This is a genomic window from Candidatus Niyogibacteria bacterium (assembly GCA_016432485.1).
Taxonomy (GTDB): domain Bacteria; phylum Patescibacteriota; class Minisyncoccia; order HO2-45-28; family HO2-45-28; genus HO2-45-28.
On the sequence record CP066691.1, the window covers coordinates 150,180 to 165,976 of the forward strand.

Consider the following 15,797-nt stretch of genomic DNA (forward strand, 5'->3'; position numbering starts at 1 on the left):
TTGTAACTATGTAACCTTTTAACTTTTTAACTTTGTAACCTTTAAACCCTGTAACTTTGTAACCTTGTAACTTTTTAACTTTTAGTTGCTTGGCGTCGTTGAAGCCGTTCCGGTTGTCGTTGTCGCGTTAGGGTCAAGGACATTCACAACCCTCTCGGCTGTCGCGATATTACCGGCGTTATCAACGGCTTTATAAGTTATCGTGTGTGTTCCTGCGACCGAAGTATCAATCGCGAGACCGTCGCCCTGCGAAAGTTCGGGCCCTCCGTCAAGCGAAGCGGTGTAGCCCAAGTTTGAATCAACATTATCCGTAATGGTTACGCCAAGGTCGCCGTAGGTGGAGCCGATTTCAATTTCGGCCGAATTATTGCCGATGACAGTTATCGTTGGGGGCGTCGTATCAGTTGTAACGGTAGTCGTGTCGGTTTCTCCGCCACTTGGCGGAGGGGTCGTCAAGCCCAAACAAACACCCGCAATTGTCTTTGTAATTCCGCTTGCGATTGACAGACAATATGGCTCGCCCGTAACTTCGTCATACAAAGTAATACCCGTTGGTTTATCACTGGAACCAATAGTTAAACTGGAAACAATAACATCTTTGAACTTGGCAAGGCCGTTGGTAATCGTCGCTCCGAGCGAAGCCAGGTAATCCAAAACCGTTTGAATTGACACGCCGCCGGCGAAGGCGGAACTTCCTGCCTCCAAACTCGTCACCCTTGCCGTCAATTCCTCCAAATCAATCTGCATCGCCTGCACTGCCGATAAAATAAAAGTGGAAAGTTTGTAAATGTCCACTCCTCCGCCCGAAGCCGAAAGCACTTCTTGAGGCGATTCCTCGGCAATCAGCCCGATTCGCAAAGGCGCGTCATTGTCTTCAAATTCATATCGGTATTTAGCCACTCTCATTCCTTTTATTGTGTTTAGAATGCCATTTTGTTCCTCCAAACCTACATAATTTATGTCTTTTTTCATTGAACGGGTTGAAATATTCACAAAAGAAGTCGCGGCCACATCCCCTATCACATGAAGCTTGTAGGCCGGAGTTGTGGTGCCGATGCCGACATTGCCGTTATCCAGGACGGCAATAGTGGTACTGCCAAATTGACTATTCAAGTAAAGGGCCTGGTTGACGCTGGTTAAATCGGCCTCGGTAAATCTAAAGCCGTTAGCAAAAATAAGGTCGCCGGTGTAAGAGGTCTTGGCGTGAAGCGTGTCTAAAACATCAAGATTATCTTCAATAGTTGAGGTTCCCGCGCCTCCCACGTACAAAAGCCCGTTAACGGATAAAGTGTTGGCGGGGGTTGTCGTCCCGATGCCGACGTTGCCGCCTTCAAAATCTATATTTCTCACTGTCGCTCCCCCAACCTGCTCTGTTTGAATAGTGAACACATTTGAATTGTTCTGAAAACCGAGCGAGACAAATTCGTCTGCCGTGCTGTCGGTATTGTAGATGCGGAGTTCCTGGGCGGTCGTGCCGCTTCGCTGGGAAAGAAGCCCTGCGGCGTCTCGCGCAAGAAGGATGTCGGGCCCGGAACCGATCGCGCTCGCAAATCTCCAAGGGACTTCAGTGATAAGACCGGACTGGTCAAATTGGAAATACGGGTCGCTGTTTTTTACGACTTGAATGTCTCCATCCACAAATACCAATCCGTTATTGGGAGCGCCAATCTGCGAAATAAGAGGCCTGCTTACATCGCCGGACTGATTGACAAACTGAAGTTGGCCTGTGCTGTTGACTCGCAGTGTGGTGGTGTTCGCCGCAGCAGTAGAAGAAGTCGCTATCGCAAAGATATCCTCCGTTCCGTCGGTGGTACCAGAGAGCGAGAACTTTGCATAGGGGCTTGAGGTGCCTACCCCCACCTGCCCTCCGTTATCAATAATGAAATACGCGGCGTTGGAGGACGAGGCGATTACAAATGAAGGGATTCCCGCGCCGAGGGCATTGGGGTTGAGCGAAAGTAATCCCCAAGGGGTAGTGGAAGCGATACCTAATCTGTTATTCGTATCATCCCAAAAAAGGTTTGAATTGTCTTGCGATAAAAGTCCGCCCGTTCCCGCGAACAAAACAGAGCCGGAAGTCATTGCCGAGAAGACTTGATTTGTGGTTGACGCGGTTCCTGATACCGTTAGGGCGGTTGAAGAGGCGTAAGTCGCGGTCAGTATTGAGCCATTGAAAGTCAGGTCAGAATCATCAGTAAAAAGTCCTGCGGTTGTGATGTAAGGAACACGACCCGAAGTTAAAGAAGATGCCAGTAAATTAGTTGTTGAAGCGGTTCCTGAAATAGTTAACGCGGTTGTGGAAGCATAAGGGATTGTGATTGCCGAAGCCAAAGGCGCGGTCAGAAGCGAAGTGCCATCATAATAAACAGCGTTGCCTGATGTGGTGAAGGAAGAAGCGTTCGTGCCTCCCGAAGCGATGCCGAGAGCGTTGGTTAAAGTAAGTGTTCCAAAATCAATGTTTGTTCCCGAAATTGCTGTGGTGGAGGCGTAAGTCGCTGTTAGTCGCGTTCCGTCAAAAGTAAGCGCGGAGTTATCAATCAGAAGTCCGGCGGTTGAAGCGTATGGAATCCTGCCGGAAATCAAAGACGAGATGACTTGATTAGTTGTTGAAGCGGTTGTCGCTGTTATTGCCGTAGTTGAAGCGTAAGGTAAAGTTGAAGCAAACGCCGTTGAGGTTGCGGTGAAATATGAAGAAACTGTTTGGCCTTCAACCGACAATTTGGCGTAGGGAGAAGTTGTCCCGATTCCTACTTTGCCGCCGGTATCAATAATGAAACTTGTCGCGCTTGAAGAGCCGACTACGAATGATGGAACGCTAGCGCCAAGAGCATCGGGGTTGACGGAGAGAAGTCCCCAGGGGGTTGATGAAGCGATACCGAAATTGCCGGATGATTGTAATCTGAATCTCTCCGTTCCGTTATTTGTTCCGAAAACGGCGCCGGAGGTATAAAGCAAATTGCCGCTGGATGTTTGTATTCGCCATAGATTGGTTGAATCCCCAATCCATAAACGCGCGCTGCTGGTTACGCCATCTCCTCCAATTGCTAAACCGGAATTAGTGCCGTCAGCTTCCTCAAGATGAAGAGTAACGCTGGGCGAAGATGTTGAAATTCCCACTCTGCCGCTATTTTGCTGAATCACAAATTGGTCAGAACCGATATTCAAGCCCGTTGTGCCGAGAGTCGTAGTCGCGTTGGCAGTAATGTCAAAACTTGAAGCCGTGGTTGAAAAAGTCGTTGTCGCTACTCCGCCTATGTATAATGTTTTAAAAATAGACGAAAGAGACGACGAAGCGTTCGGGATTGATAAAGTAGATGCGGATAGCGAACCGGTTATCGTCACATTCGAAGAAAAATTTGCCGAAGTTCCCGAGAAAGATTTTGAGGTGGATATTGTTATGTCATTGGGAATATCATCATCATCAAGAGAAGAAATATTATCGACGGTAACATTGGAAAGCGTAACTCCCGAGAGTCTGTCAATTCTATTTGTAAGAGCGATAGCGGCAAAATTGTCATTGGCTCTTTTAGCGATTAAACTTTTTAACTCTGAAACCTCGGCAAGTATTCTGGCGTTAACTCCTGAAAGCGCCAGATCCAGCTGTTCTTTGGTAAGAGTGCCGCTGGCTGACGCCGTTTGCACCACCGTTCTTTCAACCACTCTTTCTATAATAGCGGGCGCCTTAGATGAACCTACGGACACGGACGGCTCCAAACCCTGCGAGCGCAAAGTTAAAATTTCTTCAGCTTGCTCCGCCTTTAACGCGTTTTTTTCTTCGCCCCCCTTTTCACCCCTTTCTCCCATTACAGTTTCATCCTTTTCCGGCGGCTCCGGCAAACGAGTCAAAACTTCAAAAGTTTTATCATATATACCGACGAGCGTCTCTTTTGTTTTTTCAAGCGCCTTATCAACGCCCCTGCTGGTTAAAGAGCCGGCATATTTGCCGATCTTCAAAGGAATTGATTCAATGCCGTCTATCGCGTAGGAGCCGGCTTTTTTACCCCACTCCAGGGACCGTGATTCCAGAATACTTTGATACATTCCAAACACGGCGTCTTTAGACGCCGCGGACACCTGTCCCAAAAATTGATGAACATCGTTTGAAGCTTTGGCAAAATTGAAATTCGGCAATTTAACCTTCGGAATTTTAAACTCTGAAATTTTAAAGTTTGGGGCCTTGAATTCCGGAACTTCCAATTTTGAAAGAATTTTAGATTTTGAAATATTGAGTTCTGGAACTTTTAATTCTGAAAAAGTCTTAAACTTTGAAACACTAAGTTCTGGAAACTGAAACTTTGAAAAAATCTTAAACTTTGAAACCTTGAAACCTTGAAAATCAAAATCCGAAACCGCGGAAGTCAAATTATTAAATTTGGAGTTTAGAATTCCCAATTTATTTTGAATTTGGCGTTTAAGATTCGGGGCCTCCATGACCGATGCCGTCTTCTCAAAAGAATTATCCAAAACCAGCGCGCCTTGGTCTATAATATGTAAAATATCCTTTTGAATATCAGCGCCTTTGGCTTTTAAACTATTTAAACTCAAAAAAACCAGCTTTTCCGCGTTTGGAACTATATCCGAAACAGCTGATACCATTGCGTTTTTGAATTCATGGTATTTCGCCAAAGCCGCGTCCGGATTTCTCAAAATAAAAAAGCCCGCTAGAATGACCAGTAAAATTAAAGCAGAGGATTTCCACAAAAAAGCGTTTTGAATTATCGGTTTTAAGAAATCCGACAGTTTTTTAAAGGATGAAGTTTTGGAATAATCATCGCCTAAAAGCAGCGTGTCCCAAGGATCACTTTTTTTAGACCATGCCGAAAAAAATTTGTATATTGATTTGGAATTACTTTTTTGAGTATCGCTATCAAGTTTGGGTAATTCCGAAATTCGTTTGATCCCGGTATTTTCCGTAATAAAATTTTGCAAAACGGACTTTTCAATAAACCAAACGCCGTTTATTCTTTCAGCCGACAATTTATTTTCTTTGATTAATTGGCGCAGCCGTTCTTTATGATAGCCGGCAAAAGAGGCCGCGTAAGTCAGCGACAAAAATTCTTTATCGTTTCTCCAAATTTTTGGAATTTGATGCCTGGCCATAAAAGAGTGTTTAATTCAATTTTATTTCTTATTTTGCCAAATAAGAAATAACAAATGTGGATAACTAAAAACATTCAACATTCAATAATCAACATCCGATCAATATCCCGCGTTCAATTATTCAATTAAATGTTTAATCGTTGAATGTTGATTGAATATTGATTGTTGAGTATTGAATATTAAACTAAAAATTCCGCCATCTTGCGGAATCATCAACATTTATAAACTCTGATAAACATTCGCTATTTATTAAGGTTTTGATCTTTCAAAATAATATTTCTATATTCTAAAGCGCTTTTGCGTATTTTCCGCTCCATTGTCTTGTAATTAACTTCCACCAGGCCGAATCTGGGCCAATAACCCTTGTCCCACTCAAAATTATCCAAAAGCGACCAGTAAAAATAGCCCCGAACATCGGCGCCCTCTTTCACTGCTTTGTTTACCCATTTCAGATGTTCTTTTATAAAATCGGCTCTTTTTTTGTCTTTAGCGTCCGCCAACCCGTTTTCAGTAATGAAAATCGGCTTCTCGTATTTCGCCAAATTCTTCAAAACTTTATAAATCCCTTCCGGATATATTTCCCAACCCAAATCACTTACTTCCTTATCTTCATTAAATTGAATCCCCCACTTTGATTTCCAAATGTTAAAACGGATACGCGAATGATAATAATATTGCAGACCTATAAAATCGGCGCTTTCCACAAACCTATCCAAAAAAGGATTGTTTCTCCACCACTTGAGCAATCCCGTCAGTAATAAATTATACGGCCAATAATCATACGACTCAAAATAAACTAAGCTTTCCGTAAAACCCACCTGACAATGTTTATTAATCTTTTTGATAATTTTATATGCGCGTTGGTGCCCTCTAAAAATATTTTTAAGCACACGATATGCCTTAAAAATATTCTTTTCGGCTGGTGGACGCCCGCCAAACAAACGGCCGGTAAGATAACCGTGGCGAGCGAATGTCTCCGGCTCATTTACGGTTGTCCAAAATTTAACATCGCTCTCAAAAGCGCTGACAATTTTTGCGGCATATCTCTCAAAAAATTTTATATTGCCTTTTTTCGTCCAGCCGCCTAGTTTAGAAAACCAGATGGGCAATGTCCAGTGCCAAAGCGTTACAAAGGGCTCAATCCCGCGTGTTTTCAAAGCGTTAATGACCTCGCGGTAATGTTCAATTTCTTTTTCGTTAAATTTCCCTTCCTCCGGTTCAATCCGCGACCACTCTATTGAAAAACGATGGGCGTTGTGGCCGAGCGATTTGGCGATGTCAAAATCCTCTTCATAGCGATTATAATGATCACAGGTCCTGCCCGAAATATAATTTTCGCGCCTCAAGGGGCCGGGATAGTCATTTAATATATAATCGGGATAATTTTTATTTAGCGCCTCTTTGGCAAGACGCGCCGCGTTTTCTTTCTCCCAGTCTGACCAATCGTTAATGTTACCCCCCTCAACCTGATGCGCGGAAGTAGAAGAACCCCAATAAAAATGTTCAGGAAAACCGTTCATAAATTTTTAATTAGAAATTAGGTTAATTTTGATTTTTTCGCCTCCATTCTTGTATCTTTTTATGGTTTCCGGAAAGCAAAACTGCCGGAACTGCATACTTTTTCCCCTTGTATTTCAAAATCTCCGGACGAGTATAGTGGGGATATTCCAGCCCCTTGCCGCCTACCACCTCTTTTTTAACCAAAAGATTAAAATGTGATTCTTCTTTCAATGACTCCCATTTTATCGCGCCGGGCAGAAGGCGCGTTACGGCCGAAACTAAAACCATAGTCGCTACATCGCCGTCGGTCAAAACATACGGCCCTATGGAAATCTCTTCGGCCTTCAAAGCGATTTTTACTCTTTCATCTATGCCTTCGTATCTCGCGCTGATAAAAATTAACTGTTTATAATTTTTTGCCCAATCGCGCGCGATTTTTTGATTGAACTGCCTGCCTTTGGCGGAAAGTAAAACTACTTTTTTAACACCTTTCTTTTTTATATTTCCGTATGCTTTTAAAATCGGCTCCGCCTTCATCACCATTCCCGCGCCTCCGCCATACGGCTTATCGTCTACCGTAAGGTATTTATCTTTCACAAAATTCCGCGGATTGAAAAAGTTAATTTTAATCAAACCGCGCTTTTGCGCGCGTTTTAAAATGGAGGAATTAAAATAGGATTCAAAGGCCTCGGGAAAAATAGTTATAATATTGAAGTTCATGGTTTAAAAGTTAAAACAAAAACCGCACTATCTATGATAGCACGGTTTTTGTCGGACTCGCAGTGATTTAAAGTTTCAAATCGTCTACTTCGCTTGAAACTCTGGGACCGCGGCCTCCTTCCGGTTCCTCAATCTTCAAATTGACGCGGGAACGGTTTTTCAATCCAACCACGCGCAAAAGCGTGCGGATCGCCTTGGCGGTATTGCCTCCGCGGCCGATTATCTTTCCCATATCAGCCGGGTCAAGCTTGAGCGTCAGTAAAACGCCCATTTCATCAACCTTGCGGTCGACTTCAACCGATTTCGGAGTGTCAACAAGGCTTTTGATCACGAACTCCAAAAACTCTTGATCTATGTATTTTTCAGCCATATTGCTGTTTCTGTCGTAAGGATTAATGGTAATCGTATTCAGTAGCCATGCCCCGAATCCAGGGGCTCGACCGTTCAGCCGTAAGGACATTGACCCGCCGGCCTACGCTACCTTTATTGGACCCATTATAGCAAACTGCGCGAATAAGTCAAGTGTAACGATAACAACGAGACAAGACACTTATTCCTGTATTTCGCGCCTTTTGCGTTCAACCATTCCTTCAAATTCAGCGTTAAATTTATCCATCTTTTTCTGAAGCTCGTCTTTGAGACGGAATTTCTCGTCTTCTGAAATTTCGCCAAGGCGTTCTTTTGCCTGAATGTCTTTCCAAACTTCGTCGCGTTCACGCCTCAAAACTATTCTGGATTCCTCCAATTTCTCTCCGGCTAATTTTAAAAGAATCTGCCTGTTTTCGCCCGTTAAAGCGGGCAAAATTACTCTTATGACATCTTTATCCGCTACGGGCTGAAGGCCCGAGTTGGATGAACGTATGGCCTTTTCTATCGGCTCCAATGAATTTTTATCCCAGGGCCGTATTACTAAAGTTCTGGCATCCTGCACGCTGATTGAAGCCAGACCATCCAAACTCATTTTGCTTCCGTAGCAATCAACTGTTATATCCTTAACCAGCGCGGGGCTCGCGCGACCGGTCCGTATAACCCCGAGCTCTCCAGAAAGCCATTCTCCGGTTTTTTTGGCCTCGTTTTCAAATTTTGATAAATCGTACATATTAAAAATTATTAATTTCTAATTAACCTGATTATTCTAATTGTCCTAATAAAATTATTTTAATAAATTAATAAATGAGTTAGATATTCAAGACACATTTTTCGGCCGATATTAAAAACCGCGGAGGATTCTCTGGCTTGACGTATTTTTAAAATGAATTCGTGTCTATTTTCATCCATTGCCCGGCGTTCCAGACCGTCCAAAAAAACGCTGAATTTTTCCGGGTCTTCGGCCATTGTCATTATCATTTTTGAGCGGGAAATATAGTCGGCTTTTACGAATTCTGATATTGTGTCGGACTTTTCGGCGCCTTCATCAAGAGTAATTTCAACCAACCTTGAACGCAAAGTCTGAGGCAGCGTATCTGAATGTTCGGTCAACAATAAAAAATGCCGGCCGGGCAGGGCGTCCTCAATAGTTTTAAGAACGGCCTGGGGAACATAACGGCTTATTTTTGCCGCGTTCAAAATGAAAAACGAGCGTTCGGATTCGCCTACGCTTTGCAAAGATTTTTCTTTAAGCTGTCTGGCTTCTTCAATCCCGATTACGCCGTCAAACAAAAAAACTTCGCCGCGCTTTTTAAGAGAATCCGTCAATTCCGAAACGTTAATTTTCCCGATTAAAAGGTATCCGTTTGCCAAAAGGCCGCGTTTTATGTGATTCTCAAGAACCTTGTGCATTATCCCAGTACGGCTAAATCGAAAGTTTCTTGCTAAATTCGCAAGCCAACATCCGATTCTTTCGCTTAAAATTTAACTCGTAATAATACATAATTATACCACCCAAGAAACTAAATTTAGCATTCGATTTAGCCGTACTGGGTTATCTTTTTCCAAGCAAACTCTTTTTATAAATTCCGAGGTGGTCCAAAGCGATGCCGGTCCCTTTAGCCACGCAGAAAAGCGCGTCTTCGGCGACATAAGCTTTAACGCCCGTGGCCCTATAGACGAGTTCGGTGATATTACGCAAAAGCGATGTTCCGCCGGTCATTATAATCCCCTGGTCTATTATATCCGAGGACAGTTCAGGCGGAGTTTCGTGCAAAACCGATTTTATGGCTTTGGTTATTTCGCGAAGCTCGTTTTCAATGGCCTTAGCCGCTTCATTGGTTGAAATTTCCGTACTTCGCGGAAGACCGGTAAGAAAATCGCGGCCCTTAATCAGATAAGAATCTTCTTCGTCCAGCGTGATGGCCGACCCTATAGCTATTTTTATTTCTTCCGCGGTTCTGTCTCCAATCGCCAAATTAAAAGCCTTTTTCACGTAATCCGCTATGGCTTTGTCTATTTTGTTTCCGGCGACTTTAACAGAAGTTGAAGCAACAATGCCGCCAAGCGATATTACCGCGACATCAGTCGTCCCGCCGCCTATGTCCACTATCATATGCCCTGTCGGCTCCTGTATCGGAATTCCCGCGCCAATCGCGGCAAGAATCGGTTCTTTCATTACATAGGCCTGCTTGGCGCCGGCTTTTAACGCGGCCTCAACCACCGACCTTCTCTCCGCCGAAGTTACGCCGGCAGGCGCCGAAACCAAAACATCCGGTTTAAAAAGATTCCACTGGCCAAGCGACTTACCTATATAGTAACGGAGCATTGCTTCGGTCACGCGATAATCGGCAATAACGCCGTCTTTCATCGGGCGATAAGCCATTATGCTGTCCGGCGTTTTGCCTATCATTTCTCTGGCCTCGTTGCCTACGGCCAATACTTTATTTTCCGGCACCGAAACCGCGACCACGGAAGGTTCGTTGAGCACTATTCCCCTTCCCGGCACGAAAACCAAAGTGTTCGCCGTTCCAAGATCAATGCCTAATTTTTTGATGAATAAAGACATAATTCAATTAATTCGCTTTATATCCGCGCCGATTGAAACCAGTTTTTGCTCTATGGCCTCATAGCCTCTATCGATATTATAAACATTGTGAACTATAGTCTGTCCTTTCGCAATGAGGCCGGCGATAACAAAAGCGAGCCCTGCCCTTAGATCCGGACTTTCCATTTCCCGTCCTGAAAGAGGGGTCGGGCCCAAAATAATGACCCGGTGAGGATCACACAAAGTTATATTGGCGCCCATTCTGACAAGTTCGCTCACATATTCCAGACGGCCGTCAAAAATAGTTTCAAAGACTTGGCTTTTCCCTTCGGCTTGAGTTAAGAGGACGGTAAAAGGCGCTTGCAAATCCGTGGCAAAACCCGGGTACTCGCTTGTTTTGACATCAAGCGCCGATAATTTTTTGGGCCTTGAAACAGAAACCCAGTCGGGACCTCTTTTTATTTTTACGCCTGCCGCCTCAAGATGGGCTATTAAACTCAAAAGATGCAGGGGCTTACAATTTTTAATTTTTAATCCGCCGGCGCGGGAACTCGACAAAAGAGCTCCGAGAATAAGAAAACCCCCGGCCTCAATTCTGTCAGGAATAACTTCAAATGGGTCGCGGGCAATCAATCTCCCCTTTTGCCCAAGCCCTTCTATAATAATGGTATGAGTGCCGGCGCCTTTTATTTTCGCGCCGGAATTATTTAAAAAATCAGCCAGGCTTTCTATTTCCGGCTCCTCGGCGCAATTTCGTAAAATTACTTTGCCGTCCGCCAAAACCGACGCCATCATCAATGTTTCTGTCGCGGTAACGCTCGGCGTGCGATAAGCAAAATCGGCTGATTTAAGTTTTTTGGCTTCAAAAAAATAATGTCCGCCTTCTTCGCGCGTTTTCGCGCCCATCGCTTTCAGGCCTTCCACGAAAAAATTTATCGGCCTCTTGCCTATAACACATCCTCCGGGGTGGGGCATGGAAACCTTGCCGTAACGGGCGAGCATCGGCCCCAAAAGCACCACCGAAGCCCTTAAACTTTTGGTAATATTTTCGTCTAAATCTGTTTTGGCGTTTTCCGGCGCTTCTATAGAAAAAGCTCCTTTGCCGTAATTTGCTACCCTGACTCCGATTGAAGCCAATAATTCTTTCATTCTGAAAATATCCTCAATTTGCGGAACATTTTTAACCCGCACCTGGCCATCAAAAAGAAAAGAGGCGGCAAAAACCTTAAGGGCGCCGTTTTTAACTCCCGAAACCTCAACCTCTCCTTTCAAGGCCTTGCCGCCGTTGATTATAAATTTAGCCACATCCATATTATAAAGCGCGCGCGGCATTTTATCTATACGCTAAAATTGATATTTAACGGCTTAAATATTAGTATTTAATTGGATATCCTGGAGGGCGCCGATCTTGAAAAAAACCGCTATCAGCGTCTTTTTACTGATTTTGTCAACGGCTTTAATTTATTGCGGCGCAGCACAGGCATCTACCAAAAACAACTCCGCGTATAATTTCGGCGTGGTGAAAAAGGGCGCCGTTTACCGTTCGGCCCAACCTTCAAAGATTTTTCTTGAGCGTGTTATTCAGGAAAAGAAAATCAAAACAATCCTTAACCTGCGCGGCCATCGCGGCGAAAACGCATTTGAACGCGAGGTGGCGAAATCCGGCAAAATTTCCTTATTTGAGTTTCGCCTGCGAGTTGAGAATATGGATTTCAATATGGTTGAAAGGGCTTATAAAGTTTTGGCTGACCCCAAAAATCATCCGATTCTGGTTCATTGCCTTGTTGGAGCTGACAGGACGGGTTTACTGGTAGCGCTTTTTCGCATCCGGGAACAAAATTGGCCCCTTGAAAATGCCATGGAAGAAATGCTTTTTTACTGGCACGACCCGAAAATGCTTCCGCGATTTCAGCAATATCTGAAAAAGCAGTATCTCTTGTTAAATCGGCTGAAATATTGAAAATGCCGTGGAAAGCAAAAACTTGACAATTAACATACTTCTATATTATACTTTTAGCCAGTGTTCCGGTAGTATAATTCAACTCAACAAGAACAGGGAGGTAAACCATGAAAAATGTCTTGATTCTCACACTGACTGGCCTTTTTGTGGGCGTTATAGTGGCACTGGGGATATCAAACTTCTCTTTCCTGCCAATGTCGGCGGGGGGCGCAATCGCGGGACTTTCTGCGTTTGCGAGCATGTTCTTAATTCAACCGTTCCTCTATCGATGATAGACGGCGAATACCGTCATCCATCATCAGGCCTCGTGCGACCACTCGCACGAGGCGTTTTTTATTTACCAAATTTTAAGGCATTTTCACCTTTCCATTCTCTTTTTAATGTTTTAAAATTTAAAATAACTCCAAACATAATGTCATTTGTCCACCTTCATACGCATAGCCACTATAGTCTGCTTGACGGTTTGGCTAAAATAGACGATTTGGTCAGAGCCGCCGCGGAATACGGGATGCCCGCTTTGGCCTTAACTGACCACGGCAATCTTTACGGCGCGATTGAGTTTTATCAAAAATCAAAAAACGCGGGAATTAAACCGATAATAGGCGTGGAGGCGTATCTCGCCTCTACCTCCCGCCATTCAAAAAAAGTCGGACTTGATGAAAAACGTTTTCACCTCGTGCTTCTGGCTGAAAATAACGAGGGTTACCAAAATCTTTTAAAATTGGTCACGGCATCGCATCTTGAAGGATTTTACTATAAACCGCGCATAGATAAAGAAATACTGCGCAGATATTCAAAAGGCCTTATCGGCACTTCAAGCTGTATGGGCGGCGAAATACCGCGAGCTTTGATTGCCGGCGACTTTGACCAAGCCAGAAAACTCGCGTTTGAATATCAAGAAATCTTCGGAAAAAACAACTTTTTTATTGAACTTTCGCATCATCCCGGAATACCAAATCATGACCGCGCGCAAAAAGCCCTGAAACAGCTTGCGCGCGACCTTAAAATCCCGACTATTGCCGCGCAGGACATTCATTATGTTTCCAAAGAAGACGCTCAGGCCCAAGATGTGCTGCTAGCAGTTCAAACAAATTCCAGGTTGGACGATGCCGACCGGATGACTATGAAAAACGACGATTTTTCCATGAGGTCCCCGAAAGAAATGACGGATCTTTTTCGGGACGCGCCCGAAGCCATAGCCAATACTTTAGAAATTGCTTCAAGAATAAATATTGAACTGGAGCTCGGAAAAATAAGTTTCCCTCACTATCCTCTTCCGGAAGGACACGGCGCGGATTCTTATCTGGAAAAATTGTGTCTTGACGGACTTAAAAAACGCTACGGCGATGACGTATCCGAAGCCATTAAAAAACGGCTTGATTACGAACTTGCGGTCATCAAAAAAACCGGCTTTGCTTCTTACTTTTTAATAGTGCAGGACATAACCAATTGGTCCAAGAACAAAGGAATAGTAGTCGGTCCGGGCCGGGGCTCCGCGGCAGGGTCGCTCATATCGTATCTGACCAACATAACTAACGTTGACCCCATAAAATACGACTTGCTCTTTGAACGATTTATGAATCCGGACCGCGTAAGCCCGCCGGATATAGACTTGGACTTCGCTGATACCCGCCGCGACGAAGTCTTGGAATATATGACCGAAAAATACGGCTCCGACCATGTGGCGCAGATAATAACATTCGGGACAATGGCCGCTCGGGCAGCCATCCGCGATGCCGGACGCGCTTTAAATCTTTCTTATGCTTTTTGCGATACCCTGGCTAAAATGATTGCTTTCGGCAAAAACCTGACCGAATCTTTGGAAAATAACGCCGAGCTTAAAAATTCATACGAAACCGACCCTGACGCCAAAAGACTCATTGACGCGGCGCGAAAACTGGAAGGCGTGGCGCGACACGCCTCGGTACACGCCTGCGGAACAGTGATAACCAAAGAACCTCTGGTCAACACCGTCCCGCTGCAATACGCCGCGCGCGGGAAAGACACAAACGAAAAAACAATCGTAACCCAGTATGAAATGCACGCGATTGAAGACCTCGGCCTTTTAAAAATGGATATCCTCGGATTAAAAAACCTCAGCATCATTGAAGCCGCGGTCAAATTAATCAAAGAACGGACGGGGAATACCGTTGATTTTGATAAAATGAATCCCGTAGATGCGCGAGTTTTTGAAATGCTGGCTCGCGGCCAGACTTTAGGCGTATTCCAGCTTGAAGGCGGAGGAATGACGCGCTTTTTGACCGACCTCCAGCCCACGGAAATAGAAGATATAATCGCGATGATTTCTCTTTATCGTCCGGGGCCGCTGGATGCCGGAATGATACCCATATACATAAAAAGAAAACACGGCCGGGAGCCGGCAACCTATCTTCATCCAAAGCTTGAACCGATTCTCAAAAAAACGCACGGCATAATGATTTATCAGGAACAGCTTATGCAAGCCGCTCAAGCCGCGTCCGGTTTCACTCTGGCCGAAGCCGATACTCTGCGCAAAGCCGTGGGCAAAAAAATCAAAAAACTTCTTGACGAACAAAAAGAAAAATTCATTTTGGGAGCGGAGAAAACGATAAATAGCCGCGGGATTGGCGAAGAACTTTGGAAAATCATAGAGCCGTTCGCGGGATACGGTTTTAACCGCTCGCACGCGGCAGCCTACGCTTTAGTCGCCTATCAAACCGCGTGGCTTAAATGCCACTACCCGCTTGAATTTATGGCGTCTCTAATGAACGCCGACGAAAAAGATATTGAAAGAATAGCGATTCTGGTTAATGAGGCGAAAAAATCAGGCATATCCGTTTTGCCTCCGGATATAAATCAAAGTGACGAAGGGTTCACCCCCAGGATCGGAGAAAATCCGACAATCCGTTTCGGGTTGCGCACCATTAAAAATGTCGGCTCAAACTCTGTTTCGGCGATTATAGAAGAGAGAAAAACAAACGGCCCGTATTCAAGTTTGGCAGACCTCCTGGAAAGATCGCCGTCCAAAGATTTAAACAAAAAATCCTTGGAGTCGCTGATAAAATCAGGAGCGCTTGACAATATCGGCGAAAGAAACCAGATGCTGGATAATCTGGAAGCGATTCTTTCATATCATCGGGATTCGGCCAAAACCCGGGCGCAAAACCAATCCTCGCTTTTCAGCTTAATGAATGACCGCGCCGTCCTCCCCCAGCTTAAATTGAACGCGGCCCGTCCCGCGACTGACGAAGAAAAACTGCGCTGGGAGCGCGAGCTTCTCGGATTATACATTTCAAGCCACCCTCTTGAAAAAATGAAAGACAAACTCAAAAAAGAAAAAATGCAGATAGAAACCGCCAAGACTCTGGTTGACGGCGCTCCGGCTTCGGTTGGAGCAATGATAGAGAGCATTCAAAAAATTACCACTAAAAAGGGGGAACCGATGGTTTTTCTTAAACTTCTTGATCTTTCCGGAGCAATGGAAGCAATTGTCTTTCCGAGAACTCTTACCGAATACGGCTCGCTTATTATTGAAGAAAAAGGAATAAAAATAAAAGGAAGAATAAGCCATCGAAACGGCCGTACGGCTTTAATTGCCAACGAAATAAGGGTATTATAAAATAT

Annotated in this window: 10 protein-coding genes; 2 read left to right on the forward strand and 8 right to left on the reverse strand. The window is 44.5% G+C overall.

Annotated elements, in window-relative coordinates; translation table 11 throughout:
* Positions 1–81: 81 nt before the first annotated feature.
* The 8 genes from HYY55_00755 to murA all read right to left on the reverse strand — a co-directional run bounded on the left by HYY55_00755 (position 82) and on the right by murA (position 11,566).
* Positions 82–5,100, reverse strand: a complete 5,019-nt coding sequence (locus HYY55_00755; protein QQG46363.1) for a DUF5011 domain-containing protein — start codon at positions 5,098–5,100, stop codon at positions 82–84.
* A 242-nt stretch (positions 5,101–5,342) separates the two neighbouring features.
* Positions 5,343–6,620, reverse strand: a complete 1,278-nt coding sequence (locus HYY55_00760; GenBank protein QQG46364.1) for a glycoside hydrolase family 1 protein — start codon at positions 6,618–6,620, stop codon at positions 5,343–5,345.
* Positions 6,621–6,642: 22 nt separating this feature from the next.
* Complete coding sequence (gene trmD / locus HYY55_00765; GenBank protein QQG46365.1) at positions 6,643–7,320, reverse strand: tRNA (guanosine(37)-N1)-methyltransferase TrmD; 678 nt, start codon at positions 7,318–7,320, stop codon at positions 6,643–6,645.
* A 67-nt stretch (positions 7,321–7,387) separates the two neighbouring features.
* Positions 7,388–7,690, reverse strand: coding sequence for a KH domain-containing protein (locus HYY55_00770; protein ID QQG46636.1), 303 nt, complete (start codon positions 7,688–7,690; stop codon positions 7,388–7,390).
* A gap of 180 nt (positions 7,691–7,870) precedes the next feature.
* Entirely contained in the window at positions 7,871–8,419 is a 549-nt protein-coding gene (frr, locus tag HYY55_00775; GenBank protein QQG46366.1) for a ribosome recycling factor, read from the reverse strand.
* Between the two features lie 59 nt (positions 8,420–8,478).
* Positions 8,479–9,099 (reverse strand): hypothetical protein, encoded by a 621-nt coding sequence (locus HYY55_00780; GenBank protein QQG46367.1) that lies wholly within the window; start codon positions 9,097–9,099, stop codon positions 8,479–8,481.
* 142 nt (positions 9,100–9,241) lie between these two features.
* Positions 9,242–10,255 carry a rod shape-determining protein gene (locus HYY55_00785; protein QQG46368.1) on the reverse strand — a complete coding sequence of 338 codons (1,014 nt, stop codon included), beginning with the start codon at positions 10,253–10,255 and terminating at the stop codon, positions 9,242–9,244.
* 3 nt (positions 10,256–10,258) lie between these two features.
* A complete protein-coding gene (gene murA / locus HYY55_00790; GenBank protein ID QQG46369.1) occupies positions 10,259–11,566 on the reverse strand; it encodes a UDP-N-acetylglucosamine 1-carboxyvinyltransferase in 1,308 nt (435 codons plus the stop codon).
* Positions 11,567–11,642: 76 nt separating this feature from the next.
* Here murA and HYY55_00795 point away from each other — a divergent pair, with 76 nt between their 5' ends.
* A complete protein-coding gene (locus HYY55_00795; protein ID QQG46370.1) occupies positions 11,643–12,194 on the forward strand; it encodes a tyrosine-protein phosphatase in 552 nt (183 codons plus the stop codon).
* A gap of 412 nt (positions 12,195–12,606) precedes the next feature.
* Positions 12,607–15,792, forward strand: a complete 3,186-nt coding sequence (locus tag HYY55_00800) for a DNA polymerase III subunit alpha (protein QQG46637.1) — start codon at positions 12,607–12,609, stop codon at positions 15,790–15,792.
* Positions 15,793–15,797: the final 5 nt, after the last annotated feature.

Excerpts from the sequence above, each read along its gene's own strand:
- HYY55_00755 (QQG46363.1), bottom strand. The coding sequence starts at position 5,100 with ATGGCCAGGCATCAAATTCCAAAAATTTGGAGAAACGATAAAGAATTT.
- HYY55_00760 (QQG46364.1), bottom strand. The coding sequence starts at position 6,620 with ATGAACGGTTTTCCTGAACATTTTTATTGGGGTTCTTCTACTTCCGCG.
- trmD (QQG46365.1), bottom strand. The coding sequence starts at position 7,320 with ATGAACTTCAATATTATAACTATTTTTCCCGAGGCCTTTGAATCCTAT.
- HYY55_00770 (QQG46636.1), bottom strand. The coding sequence starts at position 7,690 with ATGGCTGAAAAATACATAGATCAAGAGTTTTTGGAGTTCGTGATCAAA.
- frr (QQG46366.1), bottom strand. The coding sequence starts at position 8,419 with ATGTACGATTTATCAAAATTTGAAAACGAGGCCAAAAAAACCGGAGAA.
- HYY55_00780 (QQG46367.1), bottom strand. The coding sequence starts at position 9,099 with ATGCACAAGGTTCTTGAGAATCACATAAAACGCGGCCTTTTGGCAAAC.
- HYY55_00785 (QQG46368.1), bottom strand. The coding sequence starts at position 10,255 with ATGTCTTTATTCATCAAAAAATTAGGCATTGATCTTGGAACGGCGAAC.
- murA (QQG46369.1), bottom strand. The coding sequence starts at position 11,566 with ATGCCGCGCGCGCTTTATAATATGGATGTGGCTAAATTTATAATCAAC.
- HYY55_00800 (QQG46637.1), top strand. The coding sequence starts at position 12,607 with ATGTCATTTGTCCACCTTCATACGCATAGCCACTATAGTCTGCTTGAC.